The sequence below is a fragment of the Chloroflexota bacterium genome (assembly GCA_016197225.1).
Taxonomy (GTDB): Bacteria; Chloroflexota; Anaerolineae; order Anaerolineales; family VGOW01; genus VGOW01.
Genome location: JACPWC010000060.1, coordinates 15,610 through 31,251 on the forward strand (window position 1 = coordinate 15,610; position 15,642 = coordinate 31,251).

Here is a 15,642-nt window from a genome sequence, read left to right on the forward strand (position 1 = left end):
TATGAACTTCCTGCTTGAACCTTTGCAATACGCCTTCATGCTTCGCGGCCTGGCCGCCGCCCTCATGGTCGGCCTGGTGTGCGCCGTCGTCGGCTCCTTCGTCGTCTTGCGCGGCATGGCCTTCTTTGGCGACGCGCTGGCCCACGCCATTTTGCCCGGCGTGGCTGTGGCCTATTTGATCGGCGGCGCAAACGGCCCGCTGTTTTTGGGCGCAATGGCCGCCGCCATCCTCACCGCGCTCGGCATTGGCGCTGTCACTCGCGGAGGCCGTTTACGAGAAGACACGGCTATCGGCGTGATCTTCGCCGGCGTGTTTGCGCTCGGCATCGCCCTCATGAGCACCATCCGCAGTTACAGCGTTGACCTGACCCACATCCTCTTCGGCGACATTCTGGCCATCACCAACAACGATTTGCTTCTCATCGCCGGTTTTGGCGGCGCTGTCGTCCTGGCCATCGCCGCCTTCTACAAAGAACTCGTCATCATCTCCTTCGACCCGACTCACGCCGCCAGCCTGCGCCTGCCTGCCGAGCAACTTCGCTATCTTCTACTCGTGCTGGTTGCCGTCACCGTCGTCGTCTCCCTGCAAACCATCGGCGCCGGTTTGATGACGGCCATGCTCCTCACCCCCGCCGCCGCCGCGTCTTTGCTCACCAAACGCCTCTCGCGCATGATGCTCATCGCCGCCGTCATCGGCGGCGGCTCCGGCCTCGTCGGCCTCTACCTGTCGTATTACATTTCAATTGCTTCAGGCGCGGCCATCGTCCTCATCTGCACCGCTTGTTTCATCGTAGCCTGGCTCACCAGCAGACTGTTCCGAAAGAGTTAACTGCCATAATGCAAAGCTATTTACGCTTACGCCCTCTGAACGTGATGCTCGGTCGGGTGGTAGTTTCTCGTTTCGTCACACTCGCATGGGTCAACATGAACAGTGACCTCGGCCAGCGCCGGTAGAGCGTGAAATAGCACATGCCGAACTTCTTCGGCAATATGGTGGCTTTCGACGGTTGATAACTGGCAGTTCACGATTACATGCAATTCTCCGCGTTGGCGATGCCCCACCCACCTCAAAGCAACATCGTGCACATCCAGCACACCAGGCACAGGCCGAACGGTGGCTTCTATCCGCTCAAGGAGCGTTGGGTCAACTGCGTCCATCATCCGGTGCCACATATCCCGCGCCGCATTCCACACAACCGCCAGAATGGCAATGCCAATGACAAAGCCGATCAGCGGATCGGTTAGTGGAAAGCCCAGCCACACGCCCACCGCTCCGGCTAACACGCCGAGCGAGGTAAAACCGTCGGCGCGGGCGTGCAAGCCATCGGCTACCAGGGCCGCCGAACCGATTTCGCGCCCTACCTTGATCCGAAAGACCGCCACCAGTTCATTGCCCAGAAAACCGATGATGGCTGCTGCCGTCACCCAACCCAGGTTGCTCAAGGGTTGCGGGTGAACAATCCTTTGGATCGACTCATAAAACACCACCAACGCACTGCCAAAGATCATCAAGACGATGAACGCTCCGGCTATGTCCTCCGCCCGGCCATAACCATAAGTGTAGCGGCGGTTGCGGGCGCGGCGGGCCAGGGTGAACGCCAGCCAGAGAGGGATGGCTGTCAACGCATCCGAAAAATTGTGAACCGTGTCGGCCAGCAAAGCCACACTGCCACTGATAGCTACCACGGCTACCTGAAATAGTGCGGTCACCAACAGCCCGGCCAGTGATAGCTTGAGCGCCCAAATGCCGCGTTTGTCGGCCAGCGCGGGATCGAGCGCCGCTTCGTGATGGCTGTGGGAGTGAGGCTGAAAGAGGCGCCTCAACCAGTCCCACAAGCCCGAACGGTGTTCGTGCTCATGAGCGCTTTGAGGATGATGGTGGCCCTCATGATCATCATGGGGATGTGAATGGTCGTGAGATTGATGACTCATATCAGGTATCGCTCCTAAATTTGGTCCGGATCATGATCCGGGAGATTGCGCTTGACGTGATCCAGGTGGTAAAGCGCCTCGCGGAAGAGATTGGCGACGTGGGCATCATCTACAGAATAAAACACTTGATTAGCGGCTCGTCGGGCCTTAACCAGTCGTATATTTCGTAAACGCGCCAAATGATGTGATACCGCCGAAGGCGATACCCCTGTCATCTCGGCGAGCGCATTGACGCTCCGCTCCCCTTGAGTCAGCGTAAATACAATCTGAGCGCGGGTCGGGTCGCCAAGCGCGGCAAAGGTCTGGGCCACAAAGTCGGCCTGATCAGCAGGCAATGTGGAGTTGTGGTATTGAGAAGTCGGCATCTTTAGTATCTGAACAGTTTTTCAGATGTACAAAAATATACCCGCCTGCCGTGAGCAATGAAGTGTTGAATCTCCAAATAACAGGGTGACATCCGACACCCAATTGCGCCTCCAGAGAGATTATACCGCTTGCGGTATAATCTCAGGGTATGCCCCGCCCGACCATCATTCTCCTTATTTTGCTCGTCGGCCTCACCACCTTTACCCAGCCCGGCCTCTGCCCGTGCTGGCTGATGGCCGACGTTCAGATCCACCACCCTCACCCTAGCGGCGACCCTGACCGTGATCACGGCCATGACTACCTCGACGACCTGTTCAGCGCCGGTTTGGCCGCCGTGGCTACCCTCTCCCTGGTTCCTGCCCACGCCTTGATCGCCCTGCTTGCCACCGGCAACTTGTGGCGGCCCATTGCCGACCATTCAAGCTTTGCTCACGGCTGGACACCAGCCCTGGAGCCTCCGCCGCCCCGACTCAGCGCCTCCATCTAAGTTTCCCTGATTTCCATTTCATTTCCTGAAGGAGGCTTTTCTATCATGTTTCGCTTTTCTAAGCGTGTTATTACCACGCTCACCCTGTTTGCATTACTGATCACCCCGTTAGCCGCGCTGGCTCACGAAGGCGTCACCGCCGGCAACTACACCATCGAATACGGCTGGCTCGACGAGCCGCCCGTCTCTGGCAAAGAGAACGCCATCATCATCAACATCAGCGGCCAGGCCGAGGCCGCTCAACCGGCAACAGAAGGCGCTGTCCACCTCGTCGGCCCCGCCGACGGCGAAACTGTCACCGGCGCCTCGTTTGAGGTCAACGTCAGCTTCGAAGGCCTGGACGAACACGCCGAAGGCATTCACTGGCATCTCTACGTTGACGACAAAGAGTTGGTCATGGCCCCGGTGGATCAAACGGCCCTCACTGTCAACGGCTTGTCCAACGGATCACACACGCTCAGAGTCGCCCTGGCCGGTTCCGATCATGCTGAGTTCGGCGAATCGGGCCAGGCGGTGATCACCGTCGAAGGCTCAAGCGATTCCGGCGAGCCAACTGTGTCGGGCCTAGACTCGGCTGAGACACACGGCCACGAATCCGACTTTCACGTGGATGTCTCTGGCCTGAAGCTGGAGCTTGTGTACGGCGGCCAGACCATTCCACTCACTCTTCAACCATTACATGACGGCGAAGCAGGTCAATTCACAGCTTCCTTCACGCCCGACCGTCCCGGCCTCTACACCCTCAAAATCACCGGCAAGCTGGCCGGCGATTTCGGCGAAGCCGAGGTGAACGCTGAGGTGGAGCCGGAAGAAGTTGAACCCGGCGAGGCGGCCCCAATCGCCGAAGGAACCGAAACCGGCGCATCCAATCTGCCGATCATCTTGACAATTGGCGGCGTGGTCGTCGTAGGCCTTGCGCTCGGCGTCTTCGTCTTTATGCGCCGCAAGTAGTCATCAGTAGAGCGAGTTGACAACTCGCTCTACACCATTTACCCCTTTTATGAAACTCCGCCTCGTTGCTCTCACGCTAACTCTGACTCTCACTCTAACGATTGTCGCGCCTGTCTTCGCCCACGCCGAACTCGTGCAGTCCTCGCCCGAAGCCAACGCAGCCCTCGACCGCGCCCCGGCCCAGATCGAAATGACGTTTAGCGAAGCGCTTGAACCCTCCTTCAGCGAGATTCAAGTGCTGGACTCCAACGGCGTCCGGCGGGACAACGCCGACTCGCGGGTGGACGCCGCCGACCCAACCCGTCTCATCGTCTCGCTCCGCTCCCTGCCCGACGGCGTCTACACCGTCGTCTGGAAAGTGCTCTCGGCAGTGGACGGCCACGTGACCGAGGGCGCATTCCCGTTCGCCGTCGGGGACGTGGACGTTGCGGCGCTCTCCTCGGCGGCGCAAGCCAGCCGCCAGGTGAACATCTCAATCGGCGAAGTGATCGCCAAGTGGTTGTTGTACATCTCGGCGACCGCGCTTGCAGGCGGCACGCTTTTTATCCTCCTCGTTTGGAAACCTGCTTATCAGGCCGTCAACCCCCGCAAGTCCGATCCTAATCAATCAGTGTGGCGCAGTCTGGCCACGCTTTCAATTGCCTTCGTCCTCGTCGCCAACATCGTTGGCTTACTGGTGCAGGCCGGGCAAGCCGCCGGAACCGAGATCGCCCTGCCCTGGGACAGTGTCGTCAACACTGTGCTGTTCACCACCCGCTTCGGCGTGTTGTGGATCGCAAGGGCGGCGCTGGCTTTGGCCGTCGTCGGCATCCTGCCAACCGCAAAAACTGATCGCGAACGCTGGATCGCCTTCGGCATCTCGCTCCTGATTCTGCTCACCATCGCCCTCGGCAGTCACGCCGCCGCCGACCCCGACCCGTTCTTGCCGGTGGCCGCCGACTGGCTTCATCTGGCGGCGGCTTCAGCCTGGGTGGGCGGCCTGACCCATTTTGTGGCCGGGATGTGGTCGGCGCGCTCGCTCGACTCAAAGTTACGAACCCGGCTCACCGCCCGCCTCATCCCGCGTTTCTCGGCCGTGGCCTTGCTTAGCGTGGGCGTGCTCGTCCTCACCGGCTTGTACGCCAGCGTCCTGCGGATCGGCTCGTTCGAGGCCCTCAACAATTCGTTTTATGGCCGGGTGCTCATCGTCAAATTGATTCTCCTCCTGCCCATGCTCGCCATCGGCGCGGTGAACCTGCTGGGCGTCAGCCCGGCCATGAAGCTGGCGGCGGCTGAAGACCTGTCAGGTCTGGCCCTGGCCGATCGCTTCCGCAAAATCATCACCAGCGAGATCACGTTGGGCGTGACTCTGTTCCTCAGCGTGGGCCTGCTCACCTCGGTTCCCCCGGCGCGCGTGGCGACGGCCCCGACCGGTTTCAACGCCTCAGCCAAAGCCGACGATCTCGCGATCGCCCTCAACATCACCCCGAACCGGATCGGCATCAACAACTTCACCCTCACCCTCACTGCCGGCGGCCAACCGGTGAACGAAACCAAAGACGTCCTCCTTCGCTTTACGCCAGCTTCCGGCAAACTGCCGCCCAGCGAAGTGGCGCTAACGGCGAAAGGAAACGGCCAGTACACCGTGCGCGCTTCAAATTTAAATTTGGCCGAACAGTGGCAGGCCCAGGCGGTGGTGCGGCGCGAGGGCCAGTTCGACACCTTCGCCAACTTCAATGTGGACTTGCGCCCGGCAACGGCAGGGCAAAGTTACCCCTGGAACCGGATTGCGGGCGGGTTGTTGCTGGGCGCGGCGCTGGCCTACATCTTTGCCTTTAGCGGCTTGCCGGGCCGGCGGACGCAATACATTTGGCTTGGCATTTTGCCGGGCGTGGCCCTGGCCCTGGCCAGCGTGGCCGTGTTCTACCGCCCGGCCCCGGCCGAGCAAACGGGCCGCATCAACCCCGTCGCCGCCAACGCCGACTCGGTAGCCGAAGGCAAGGGATATTACACGACGCTGTGCGTGCCGTGTCACGGCGAAACCGGCAAAGGCGACGGCCCTGTCGGCCTCACCCTAAACCCGCGCCCGGCAGACCTTTCACTCCACGCCGTGCCCGGCGTTCACACCGACGGCAAGCTCTTCGAGTGGATCAGCAACGGCTACCCCGGCTCGGTGATGCCGGCCTTCGGTCAGGCCCTCACCGAGGAACAACTCTGGCACATCGTCAACTATATGAGGACGCTCGCTCCATGATGTACTCTCCCCAACTCCTGCACGGCGCAACCGGCTTTTGGGACGAAGTGATTTACGTCGTCTGCTTCATCGTCTCCATCATTTTATTCATTGCCCTGGCTCTGGGCGACCGGAACCGGGATCAACAGAAAGAAGAAAGCAAAGATGAAAGTAAAAGCGATTAGCCTCTTGCTGGCCGTGATGTTGGCGGCCTGCTCAATTCAAATTTCGGACGTGACTCCCGGGCCGACCGCCCCTGTTCAAGTGGCGGCCACCCCGGCCTCGGCGCTTCCCCCGGCCACGTCGGCTGGCCCGGCCTGGGCAGGCCTCAATCTCAGCGGCCAACTGTTGTTTACGCAGGGCGTGAGCGGAGTCGAGCGAGTCAACCTGGCCACCGGGGCGCGAGTCACGCTCTTCAAACCGCCGGAGAACGCCTGGCTCACAGCGGCGGCAGTCTCGCCCGACGCTTCGCAAATTGTGCTGGCTTACGCCCCGCCGCCGCCCGAGGGCCAGATTCAATTTGGCTACACCAGCCTCTACCTCATGCCCGCCGACGCCTCGGCCACGCCCGCGCCCATGCTGGAGCGCACTGACCCACAAGAGTCGTACTTCACGCCCTCGTGGTCACCCGACGGCAAATACATTTATTACGCGCATTTCATTCCGCTCAAAGGCGAGAGCGGCAACACGTTTCGCTACACGGTCGAGCGGCTGGCTCTCGGCGGCTCGCCGGAAGTGCTGGTGGACAATGCCATCTGGCCGCGCCTCTCGCCCGACGGTTCGAAGCTGGCTTACCTGTCGTTCGACTTGCAGACCTTCAACAACGATCTCTACGTGGCCGAGGCCGACGGCCAAAACGCGCGGCCCGTGATTCCGCCCGGCACGTTTCAGGCGGTGGACGCGCATTTGTGGATGCCTGACGGCGAGGCGATCCTTTTCAGTGCTGTCGGCGAAGGCCCGGCCTACCAGTCCACGCCCGCGCCCGCCCTCTCCTGGCTCGACCGTTTGCTTGGGGTGGAAGCCGCCTCGGCTCACAACGTTCCTTCCGACTGGTGGCGAGTCTCGCTCGATGCCACCGCCCTCACCCGGCTGACGAAGATTTACGACACGGGCATGTATGGCAGTTTTGCGCCCGACGGTTCGCGCCTGGCCTTCATCGCCGCCAGCGGCGTTTACGTGATGAACCCGGACGGCAGCGGCCTGACGCCGATGATTCCGGTGGAGACGTTGGGGACGTTGGAGTGGATTCGGTGAACAGTGAACGGTGAACAGTTATCAGTTATCAGTAGCCACTATTCACTGCCCATTGTTCACTGTTCACTATTGTTAGCCCGAACCTGATATGAAAGCCCTGCACTTCATCGAAGAACCCATCGAAGCCCGCTTCGACGAGCAACCGGCGCTGGAGAAGAAGCCGCCTTGCCCGAACGGGTTTACGTGGCGCGGGGAGAGTTACCGCATTGTCGAGATGCTGGCTGAGTGGCACGACTTCAAGCGGCGGGGCCGGATGGCGCGAAACATGCAACCGGCCCACGCCGCCCGCGCAACCATTCGCGGCTCGTGGGGCGTGGGCCGTGACTACTTCCGGGTGCGCGTCGAGGGTGGCCGCCTCTTTGAGCTATATTACGACCGCGAGCCGAAGGATGCCGACAAGCGGAAGGGCGGGTGGTTTTTGGCGAGAGAGGTGGAGGAAGAATGAAGAGAACACCACTCACGGCTTTGCGCACTCGGACACGATGCGCCCGAACCGGCCAGAAACGAAGATCGAGCTAAATCTGGATTTCAACCGCGCCTTCACTTACGCCCAGCGCGATATTTCTCAGAACTGGAAGTTTTAGTGCGAAAGGTACGAACGATGGCTAAACGAGTCAAAAAAGCAGGATTGACTGAGGACGATATTGTTCAGCGCAATCTCGATCTTCAAACTGCGTTCAACAATTACCTTTTCGAGAACCCTGATATGCTGGATCGCTTACCGGCCAGTTTTCGTTTGGTCATCCTGCCGGAGGACGACCCCGAATTGAGTCTGATCAATTTGCAAATGTTGAACAAGCGGCCAAAGCGCGATAAGCCCGTTGTCATCGTTCTCATGCGCTCAAGTGGGCGCGTGTCTATCAAAAAGAGCCAGTCTGATGTGTTCCTGCCGTTGCCTCTGGCCGCGTGAACGAAAAGCGCACAGGCGCAAAGAACGCAAAGCAAGTGCTAAGAGGCCTGGCGACGTTCCTCAAGTTGTCAGGTCTTTTGATTCGGTGCAATCTGCTCCTGGAAGTTTGAGTAGCCGCTCTCTCTAATCCGCCCACTACCTTTGATCCAAAGTTGGCGCGCTTCGCGGATTAGAGGCTACCCTTGCCAAACCTATTTCAGCCAGGCGGAACGCCGCTTCCCAAATCAGTGTAAACTTATATGGCTCTACCAGATTGAGTGTGAAAATCCTTAACGCTAAGGCGCAAAGCCGCTAAGAAATAAACGGGTTTTTCTTTGTGCCCTGGCAACTTTGCGGCTTTGCGTTAAAAAATCCCGTTAAACCCGGAAGAGCCACTTGTATGAAACGAGGGTACGTCGAAGTAAAGCGCAAGCCAAACCTAATTCTTGAAGAGCTCCTCAAAAATCGCCCGCCGCCGGGCTACCCAACCGCCTTCACTCGTTTACTCAAACGCCTCAAAAAACTTCTCCGCAAAAGGAAACGTCCCAGACACTTTATGCTCCCACAACCCGCCCCGCTTCCTCCCGCCGACATCCGCACTATGCTTGCCAGCTTCGCCGAGAACCTGACGGCCAAAGCCACCGCCGGCGGCCAGCCCGGCATTTACAACCGCGAGGCCGAAGTGAACCAGATTTTGCAGGCGCTGGCCTCGCCGCTCAAGGGCCGGGTGGCCATCGTAGGCCGGAGCCGGGCCGGCAAAACGGCAGTGGCCCAAATGGTGGCGGCTCGCATCGTGAGCGGGGAGTGTCCAGCGGAACTGGCAGGCAAGGAAGTGTGGCGCTTCACGCCCAGCAGTCTGCCCGGCCTTTCGGCGCGCGGCGCGTGGCAACTATATTTCGATCAGCTCATCACCCAGTGGGCGGCTCACCCGGAGATCATCCTCTTCTTCGATCAGATCAACCGCGCCACCCGCCTCCCCGGAATCCAGGATGAAGAGGGCGACACCAACGTGGACGTTGCTACCGTGCTGGCCTCGGCCCTCAAGCGCCTCAACGGTTTGTGCCTGGCCGAGGCCGAAGAGAACGCCTGGCGGCGCTTCTCCGAAACCTACACCGACTACGGCCAGATTTTTCTGCCGGTGTACGTGGACGAATTTGACGTGGCGGCGACGCGGCGGGTGGTGCGTCGCGTGGCCGACGACCTGGGCATCCTTCACGGGTTGGCCGTCACCGACGACGCCCTGGAGCAAGCCCTCGACCTCAGCCACCGCTACGCCCTCGACCGCGCCCAGCCCGGCAAGACAATTGACCTTCTGCGCGACTCGCTGGCCGTGACCAAAGCCGACGGCGACGCCCAACTTACGGCCGAGCACGTCATCCAGCGCTTCGGCGAGCAGAGCGGCCTGCCGCGCATGTTGCTCGACGACACAGTGCCCTTCAACGAAGACGAAGTGCTGCGCTACTTCAAGAGCCGGGTGCTGGCCCAGGATCAGGCAGTGGAGGCGATTGTCCAATCGCTGAGTCTTCTGCGGGCGCGAGTCAACAACCCGTCGCGGCCTATGGGCGTCTTTCTCTTCCTCGGCCCCACCGGAGTCGGCAAGACCGAGCTGGCCCGGACCCTGGCCGAGTATCTTTACGGCGAGCGCGAGCGCCTCGTCCGCTTCAACATGGGCGATTACGCCAACCCTTACCAGCACACCGAACTCTTCGGCAACCCGTACGCCGACCAAATGGTTCACCGTCGCGGCCAACTCACCAACCGCCTCGCCGGCAAAATGTTTTCGGTCATCGTCCTCGACGAGTTCGAGAAGGCCAACCCGCTCATCTATCAACGCTTTTTGCAGTTGTTCGACGAAGGCCTGCTCATCAACGGCAACGACGAGATCGTCAACCTGCGCAACTCGATCTTCATCCTTACCTCCAACTTCGGCGCACAGTTGCTCTACCAGCCTAAGCTAGGCTTCAATCGCGGCGAAACCCCCGAGGCTCGCGAGACGCGCATCCTTACCGAAACCGAGCGCTACTTCACGCCCGAGTTCATGAACCGCATTGACGCCGTCTGTATCTTTCACCCCCTCAACCGGGCCGTCATGGCCGACATCGCCCGCCGCGAGATCGGCGACCTGCTCCTGCGCGAAGGCCTCACCCGCCGCAAGTTCGAGGCCGACATCGCCGACGAAGTCATCGAGCAGGTGGTGGCGCTTGGCTACAGCCCCTATTACGGCGCTCGTTATCTCAAACGGCAGATCGAAAAGACGATCACCTACCCGCTCGCCCGCGAGATCAACGCCCTCTCTTCGACGATGGCCGGCGGGGCGATTCGACTCTACGTGAAGCATGGCCGGATCGTCTCGGCCTATCTTGCCCCCGATGCTGATCAAACGGTTCAGCCGACGCCTGCGGTGGAAGCGGCTTCTGCCGCCACCCTGGCCGAAATTCGTGAGGCCCTGCCGGTGCTGGCCGCGCGCGTGGAAGCGTTGGAAGAATTGCACGGCGTGGCCGAAGCCAGGGCCGAGCGCGAAGCGATCCTGTCCGAAATGGCCGACGTGAGCTTTTGGAACGATCAGGCCTCGGCCCGCCGCAAGCTGGACGCTTATCAACGAGCGAGCAGCACCGTAGACTTGTTGAGCAGTCTGCGGCAGGCGTTGGACGGTTTGACCGAGTCGTTTTCCACATCGGCGGCTCCCCCGTCCGAGTCGGTGATGCGGCAGCACAAGTTCCTGCTGAATGAGCTGCCGCGAGTCGAGTTCACCTCCTGGCTCAGCGGCCCGCACGATCAATGCGGCGCCTATTTGCAGATCAGCATCAAATCAAAATTGAACGCGGCCCGGCAGTGGATCGTCTCGCTGGCGAAGATGTATCTGGGCTGGGCCAAGAGTCGAGGGCTGGCCGCCAGCGTGCTGGGCGAGGAGCAATCGCCCGATGGCCGGAACATGACGGTGACGCTCGTCGTCAGCGGCTACGGCGTGTTTGGGCTGTTGCAGGGCGAGACCGGGGCGCACCGGCTGGTGCAGACGGTGAAGGCGGGCGGGCAGGAGAGTTTGCAGAGGTTGTCGGCCAGCGTGAGCGTTCTGCCGGAGTGGACGGACGACGAAATGCCGACACCGCTTCCGCGCGTGGAGACCAACGTCAAAGAATTGAACCGTAATGGTCTCCTCGTGCCGCGCCTCACGGCTCAGGTGATGGCCCGCCACTTGAACAGCGAGGGCCGCCTAAGCTTTGCCAGCAACCTGCCGCCCGACGACCTGACCGCCGAGGCAACCCGAATCCTGCAAACCCTCATTCACTTCGAGAGCACCCAGAACGACACCCGCCCGGCCCCGCCCTCGGGCGGCATCGTGCGCTCGTACTTCCGAAACACCAAAGACAAGGGCGTGCAAGACCACCGCACCGGGCGGCGCACGGTGAAGCTCAAGCAGATTCTCGATGGCGACTTGCAGGAGTTTTTAGATGAGGCGCTCAAACAGCGAAGCGGGAGTTGATTATTGCTTCACCAACCGATACACCGCCCCGCCGTGATCCACCACGTACAACTCCCCGTTCACGTCTTCGCCAAAGGAGCTGATGGTGAAGTCCGTGTTCATGAACACGTTGCGCTCCCACGCGCCGTCGGCTTGCGGTGTGAGGCTCCAGATGATGCCGGAGCAGTAGTCGGCGAAGAAGTAGATGCCGCTTAGTTCTGGCAGGGCTGTGCCACGATAAACGTAGCCGCCTGTCACCGAGCAACCGCCCTCGGCGTGCGAGTATTCAGCAATCGGCGGCACAACCAAATCTGCCGGGCCGTCGGAATAGCGGTGCGTGCCTTCGAAGATGTTCCAGCCAAAGTTTGGGCCGGGTTCAGCCAGGGCCGAGGCCGCCACCGAGTCAATTTCCTCCCACTCGCCCTGCCCCACATCGCCGATGAACAAGTCGCCCGTCAGCCGGTCGAACGAAAAGCGCCAGGGGTTGCGCAAGCCCAGCGCCCAGATCAACGGCTGGGTCGGGTTGGTCTCCACATCCACTCGCAACATCTTGCCCAAAAACGAATAGGGGTTCTGGCCGTTGCCTCGCGGGTCGCCCTGGCTGCCGCCGTCGCCCATGCCAACGTAAAGCAAGCCATCGGGGCCAAAGGCCAGACCGCCGCCGTTGTGATTCACATACGGCTGATCAATCGTGAACAGGATTTCGCCTGAGGCAGGGTCGGCGAGATTCGGATCAGAAGAGACGGTGTAGCGAGCGATGACAGTGTCACCCAGTGAGTTTGTGTAGTTCACGAAAAACTGGCCGTTCTCGGCATAGTTGGGATGAAAGGCCAGGCCGAGCAAGCCCTGCTCGTTGGCCCGGTCACTCACAATTGCGTCAATGTCCAGGAACGGCGCGGCCACCAGTTGGCCGTCCACGACGACTCGAACCTGGCCGGACTGTTCAAGGATGAAGAGGCGCTCGTCGCCGGCGTGCGTGACCAGGGTTGGGCGATAGAGACCATCGGCGACAAGTTGGAAGTCGCAACACGAGCCGCCAGGAATTGAGGGCGAGGGCGTTGGCGGGGCGGGCGACGGAACTTCAGGGGGGGCCGTCGTAACAGTGGGCGGCGGTGAAGTCGGGGCAACGGTTGAAGTAGGGGCAGGTGCTGAGGCGAGAGTCAGGGCCGGGGGAGCCAGAGTCGGCTGAACCGTGGGCGTTGCAACAGGCGAGGCGATGCAGGCGGTCAACAAGATCGCCATCAGCAAAAAACGGAGTCGTGGCATGAGTCAGGCTCCTATAAACTTTTTTTCATCCAAACCAGAGATTGGGTGGCGCGGAAGCCAAGTTCGCGCAGGGGCGCTTCAGCCTCATTGAACGGGTGGTCGAGCCGCACCGGCCAGCGGCGCTCGTGCAGGCGGCGAATAGCAGTCACCAGCAAGGGGCGTTCGAGGCGGGTCTGCCAGTCGGGGTGAATGAGGAGATCAATGTGATCGACCGGGCCGAACATGAGGCTGAGGCCGAAGAAGCCGACGAGGCGGCCCGAAGCCGCCTCTACGGCCACCCAGCGTTCCTCGCGCTGGCCAGAGAGGGCCTGCCCCAGCCGTCGCCAAAACAAGGGCCGCCAGTCCTCGCGGCGCAGAGGGTGCGCCCAGAGAAAGCCTTCGGGCCGGAACGTGGAGGCCAGTTCAAAGCCGGCCTGCCACTCGGTTGAACGTTCGGGGCGGATTTCGACGCCGGGCGCCGACAGGGGTTGCGGTTGAAAGCGGCCCACACGTTCCCACACGGTTCGAGCGGTGATAAATTGGAAGTTGAGCGAGTCGTAAAGCTGGCGCGCGCCGGTGTTGTCGTGGTTGACTTGCAGGAGGGTTTGGGTTGCGCCGTGTTCAGCCGCCAACTGCAGGGCGGCTTCGGTGAGGGCGCGGGCGATGCCGCGCCGGCGGTAGTCGGGGTGGACGGCGACGTTGGCAACGAGCCAGGCGCGCCGCTCGGCTTCTGAAGGCTGGGTGCTCACATTGCCGACGAGGCGGCCATCTTCCACCCACACAAAGCCGTGTTGCCAGGCCGGAGCCACTGTGCCCATGATCCACTGCAGGAAGCCGGAGCGCGAGAGCATTTGCATTTCGCGCATGGTGCCGCGTCCGCCGGCGTCCAGCGTTTCGCCGAAGCACAGTTCCATCAGGGCGGCAACGTGGCCCAGGTCGCGCCGCAGGTCAACCGGGCGAAGCCCTGAGCCGTTTTGCTTTTTGAGTGAAAGTGCGCCAGCGGCCATGCCGGATATTTTACCTTTGTGCCGGAAAAAAAACCGCCGGACTTTAGTCCAGCGGCAGTCGGCCAACGTAGTATTGCCCCGCAAGAACTGCGCTAGCGCGAAGATTATTGGACGCAGATGCACGGAGATTTACGCGGATAAAAAATCTCAGCGTTCATCAGCGTCCTAAACCTTTAGGTCAGGTAATCGCGCAGTTGGCGGCTCCGGCGCGGGTGGCGCAGGCGGCGCAGGGCGCGGCCTTCGATCTGGCGGATGCGCTCGCGGGTGAGGCCGAATTTCTGGCCCACTTCTTCGAGGGTGTAGGCTCGCCCGTTTTGCAGGCCGAAGCGCAGGCGCAGGATTCGGGCTTCGCGCGGCGGGAGCGTGCCCAGCACCTCTTCCACCGTTTCGCGCAAAAGGTTCTGCTGGGCGCTCTGGGCGGGCGAGAGAGCGTTGTCGTCTTCCACGAACGAGCCAAGCTCGTCGTCTTCGTCTTCGCCCACCGGCTGTTCGAGCGAGAGCGGTTGCCACGACACCTTCAACATCCATTGCACTTTGCGCGGCTCAACGTCCAACTCGTGGGCAATTTCTTCGGGGGTGGGCTTGCGGCCCAGGAACTGCTCAAGCTCGCGGGCCACTTTGTAGAGGCGGCGGATGCGGTCGCTCATGTGAACCGGCACGCGGATGGTGCGGCTCTGGTCGGCGATGGCGCGGGTGATGGTCTGGCGGATCCACCAGGTGGCGTAGGTGCTGAAGCGGAAGCCGAGCCGGTAGTTGAACTTTTCGACGGCCTTCATCAGGCCCAGGTTGCCTTCCTGAATCAGGTCGAGGAAGGGCACGCCCCGGTTCATGTATTTCTTGGCAATGGCGACCACGAGGCGGGTGTTGGCTTTGATCAGGTGGTCGCGGGCGGTCTTGCCGTCTTCCACGTGGCCGAGCAGTCGTTCGCGGCTCTTCTGCGCTTTGGCGCTCAATTCTCCCAGGCGGGCGTCGGCATCCAGGCCGCGTTCCAGGCGCTTGGCCAGGTCTACTTCCTGCTCGGTGGTGAGCAGGGGCACGCGGGCCATTTCTTTGAGATACAAGCCAACGGTGTCGTCGGACGAGATCGCCGAGAGGTCGAACTCGTCGGCCTGGCCGCGGCGGGTACGCAGTTTTCGCATCACCGCCTGCTTGTCCACCCGCGCCTCTTCCGGGCCGGGCATGAACAGCATCAAGTCGGCAAACTGCTCAGGATCGTTGGCGCCGCCGACAAAAGACTCAATCTGCTTGGCCATGCGATGAGCCAGCAAATCGGCTTCATCAAGGGGCGACCCGGCTCCCCTGGTTTTGGCTTTCGTTTTCTTGGCGCTTTTTCCCTGCTGATTCATCGGCCTCTCCTCAGTGAACTTACGACTCTTTGTTCTCAAGCAGTTTTTTCAACACCGCCAGACGCGGGTTGAGGTCATCTTTCTCGCAATTGCAAGAGCCTTCGTTCAAATCCTGGCCACAGGTGGGGCACAGTCCCTTGCAATCCGGGCGGCACAGGGGCCGCATGGGCGCAGATAGCAGAAGGTCTTCGCGTAGAACCGGCGCTAAATCCAGAAAGCCGGTTTCGGCAATAACAAATTCGGCCTTGGAATTAGGCGGAAATTCATAGAGCTGTTTGATCTCAGTTTTGAGGGGCTGATTGACGGTGGTGAGGCAACGAACACACTCGGCTGGCTGTTCACCTTTGAAGCGGCCTTCCAAGTAAACTCCCTGGGCAGTGTGGGTGAGGCGCACAGAACCGTGGAAGTTCAGAACATCTAAATCGTCGGCGACTTCGAGAATGGGATAATCGAAGTCCATTTTCCGGCTATAGCCGACGTTTTCTTTTAGCAA

General features: G+C 61.0%; 15 protein-coding genes. 9 read left to right on the top strand and 6 right to left on the bottom strand.

Annotation, left to right across the window (positions count from 1 at the left end):
• Nucleotide 1: 1 nt before the first annotated feature.
• A complete protein-coding gene (locus tag HYZ49_10780) occupies nt 2-829 on the top strand; it encodes a metal ABC transporter permease (protein MBI3242765.1) in 828 nt (275 codons plus the stop codon).
• A 26-nt stretch (nt 830-855) separates the two neighbouring features.
• Here HYZ49_10780 and HYZ49_10785 read toward each other — a convergent pair whose 3' ends face one another.
• Both HYZ49_10785 and HYZ49_10790 read right to left on the bottom strand, forming a co-directional pair.
• Nucleotides 856-1,932, bottom strand: a complete 1,077-nt coding sequence (locus HYZ49_10785) for a cation transporter (protein ID MBI3242766.1) — start codon at nt 1,930-1,932, stop codon at nt 856-858.
• A 14-nt stretch (nt 1,933-1,946) separates the two neighbouring features.
• On the bottom strand, nt 1,947-2,297 hold the full coding sequence (locus tag HYZ49_10790) for a winged helix-turn-helix transcriptional regulator (protein ID MBI3242767.1): 351 nt from the start codon (nt 2,295-2,297) through the stop codon (nt 1,947-1,949).
• 149 nt (nt 2,298-2,446) lie between these two features.
• Here HYZ49_10790 and HYZ49_10795 point away from each other — a divergent pair, with 149 nt between their 5' ends.
• The 8 genes from HYZ49_10795 (at nt 2,447) to HYZ49_10830 (ending at nt 11,572) form a co-directional block, all read left to right on the top strand.
• Nucleotides 2,447-2,785: a hypothetical protein gene (locus HYZ49_10795; protein ID MBI3242768.1), complete on the top strand. Its 339-nt coding sequence runs from the start codon at nt 2,447-2,449 to the stop codon at nt 2,783-2,785.
• Between the two features lie 45 nt (nt 2,786-2,830).
• Nucleotides 2,831-3,736 carry a hypothetical protein gene (locus HYZ49_10800; protein MBI3242769.1) on the top strand — a complete coding sequence of 302 codons (906 nt, stop codon included), beginning with the start codon at nt 2,831-2,833 and terminating at the stop codon, nt 3,734-3,736.
• 49 nt (nt 3,737-3,785) lie between these two features.
• Entirely contained in the window at nt 3,786-5,969 is a 2,184-nt protein-coding gene (locus tag HYZ49_10805) for a copper resistance protein CopC (protein MBI3242770.1), read from the top strand.
• Nucleotides 5,966-6,133: a hypothetical protein gene (locus HYZ49_10810; GenBank protein ID MBI3242771.1), complete on the top strand. Its 168-nt coding sequence runs from the start codon at nt 5,966-5,968 to the stop codon at nt 6,131-6,133. Before HYZ49_10805 ends, HYZ49_10810 begins: the two co-directional genes overlap by 4 nt.
• Nucleotides 6,114-7,202 carry a PD40 domain-containing protein gene (locus HYZ49_10815; protein MBI3242772.1) on the top strand — a complete coding sequence of 363 codons (1,089 nt, stop codon included), beginning with the start codon at nt 6,114-6,116 and terminating at the stop codon, nt 7,200-7,202. Before HYZ49_10810 ends, HYZ49_10815 begins: the two co-directional genes overlap by 20 nt.
• A gap of 88 nt (nt 7,203-7,290) precedes the next feature.
• A complete protein-coding gene (locus HYZ49_10820; protein ID MBI3242773.1) occupies nt 7,291-7,647 on the top strand; it encodes a hypothetical protein in 357 nt (118 codons plus the stop codon).
• A gap of 156 nt (nt 7,648-7,803) precedes the next feature.
• A complete protein-coding gene (locus tag HYZ49_10825; GenBank protein ID MBI3242774.1) occupies nt 7,804-8,112 on the top strand; it encodes a hypothetical protein in 309 nt (102 codons plus the stop codon).
• A 535-nt stretch (nt 8,113-8,647) separates the two neighbouring features.
• Complete coding sequence (locus HYZ49_10830) at nt 8,648-11,572, top strand: AAA family ATPase (protein MBI3242775.1); 2,925 nt, start codon at nt 8,648-8,650, stop codon at nt 11,570-11,572.
• Here HYZ49_10830 and HYZ49_10835 read toward each other — a convergent pair whose 3' ends face one another.
• From HYZ49_10835 to HYZ49_10850, 4 genes are all read right to left on the bottom strand, one after another.
• Nucleotides 11,573-12,817, bottom strand: a complete 1,245-nt coding sequence (locus HYZ49_10835) for a PQQ-dependent sugar dehydrogenase (GenBank protein MBI3242776.1) — start codon at nt 12,815-12,817, stop codon at nt 11,573-11,575. It abuts the gene before it with no gap.
• 11 nt (nt 12,818-12,828) lie between these two features.
• Nucleotides 12,829-13,803 (bottom strand): GNAT family N-acetyltransferase, encoded by a 975-nt coding sequence (locus HYZ49_10840; GenBank protein MBI3242777.1) that lies wholly within the window; start codon nt 13,801-13,803, stop codon nt 12,829-12,831.
• A 173-nt stretch (nt 13,804-13,976) separates the two neighbouring features.
• Nucleotides 13,977-15,149, bottom strand: a complete 1,173-nt coding sequence (locus tag HYZ49_10845) for a sigma-70 family RNA polymerase sigma factor (protein ID MBI3242778.1) — start codon at nt 15,147-15,149, stop codon at nt 13,977-13,979.
• 19 nt (nt 15,150-15,168) lie between these two features.
• Nucleotides 15,169-15,609: a DUF177 domain-containing protein gene (locus HYZ49_10850; protein ID MBI3242779.1), complete on the bottom strand. Its 441-nt coding sequence runs from the start codon at nt 15,607-15,609 to the stop codon at nt 15,169-15,171.
• Between the last annotated feature and the right edge of the window lie 33 nt (nt 15,610-15,642).

Bases quoted from the DNA above. Each gene is read 5' to 3' on its own strand.
- HYZ49_10805 (MBI3242770.1), top strand. From the start codon at position 3,786: ATGAAACTCCGCCTCGTTGCTCTCACGCTAACTCTGACTCTCACTCTA.
- HYZ49_10810 (MBI3242771.1), top strand. From the start codon at position 5,966: ATGATGTACTCTCCCCAACTCCTGCACGGCGCAACCGGCTTTTGGGAC.
- HYZ49_10835 (MBI3242776.1), bottom strand. From the start codon at position 12,817: ATGCCACGACTCCGTTTTTTGCTGATGGCGATCTTGTTGACCGCCTGC.
- HYZ49_10800 (MBI3242769.1), top strand. From the start codon at position 2,831: ATGTTTCGCTTTTCTAAGCGTGTTATTACCACGCTCACCCTGTTTGCA.
- HYZ49_10845 (MBI3242778.1), bottom strand. From the start codon at position 15,149: ATGAATCAGCAGGGAAAAAGCGCCAAGAAAACGAAAGCCAAAACCAGG.
- HYZ49_10840 (MBI3242777.1), bottom strand. From the start codon at position 13,803: ATGGCCGCTGGCGCACTTTCACTCAAAAAGCAAAACGGCTCAGGGCTT.
- HYZ49_10815 (MBI3242772.1), top strand. From the start codon at position 6,114: ATGAAAGTAAAAGCGATTAGCCTCTTGCTGGCCGTGATGTTGGCGGCC.
- HYZ49_10820 (MBI3242773.1), top strand. From the start codon at position 7,291: ATGAAAGCCCTGCACTTCATCGAAGAACCCATCGAAGCCCGCTTCGAC.
- HYZ49_10780 (MBI3242765.1), top strand. From the start codon at position 2: ATGAACTTCCTGCTTGAACCTTTGCAATACGCCTTCATGCTTCGCGGC.
- HYZ49_10830 (MBI3242775.1), top strand. From the start codon at position 8,648: ATGCTCCCACAACCCGCCCCGCTTCCTCCCGCCGACATCCGCACTATG.
- HYZ49_10790 (MBI3242767.1), bottom strand. From the start codon at position 2,297: ATGCCGACTTCTCAATACCACAACTCCACATTGCCTGCTGATCAGGCC.
- HYZ49_10785 (MBI3242766.1), bottom strand. From the start codon at position 1,932: ATGAGTCATCAATCTCACGACCATTCACATCCCCATGATGATCATGAG.
- HYZ49_10850 (MBI3242779.1), bottom strand. From the start codon at position 15,609: ATGGACTTCGATTATCCCATTCTCGAAGTCGCCGACGATTTAGATGTT.
- HYZ49_10795 (MBI3242768.1), top strand. From the start codon at position 2,447: ATGCCCCGCCCGACCATCATTCTCCTTATTTTGCTCGTCGGCCTCACC.
- HYZ49_10825 (MBI3242774.1), top strand. From the start codon at position 7,804: ATGGCTAAACGAGTCAAAAAAGCAGGATTGACTGAGGACGATATTGTT.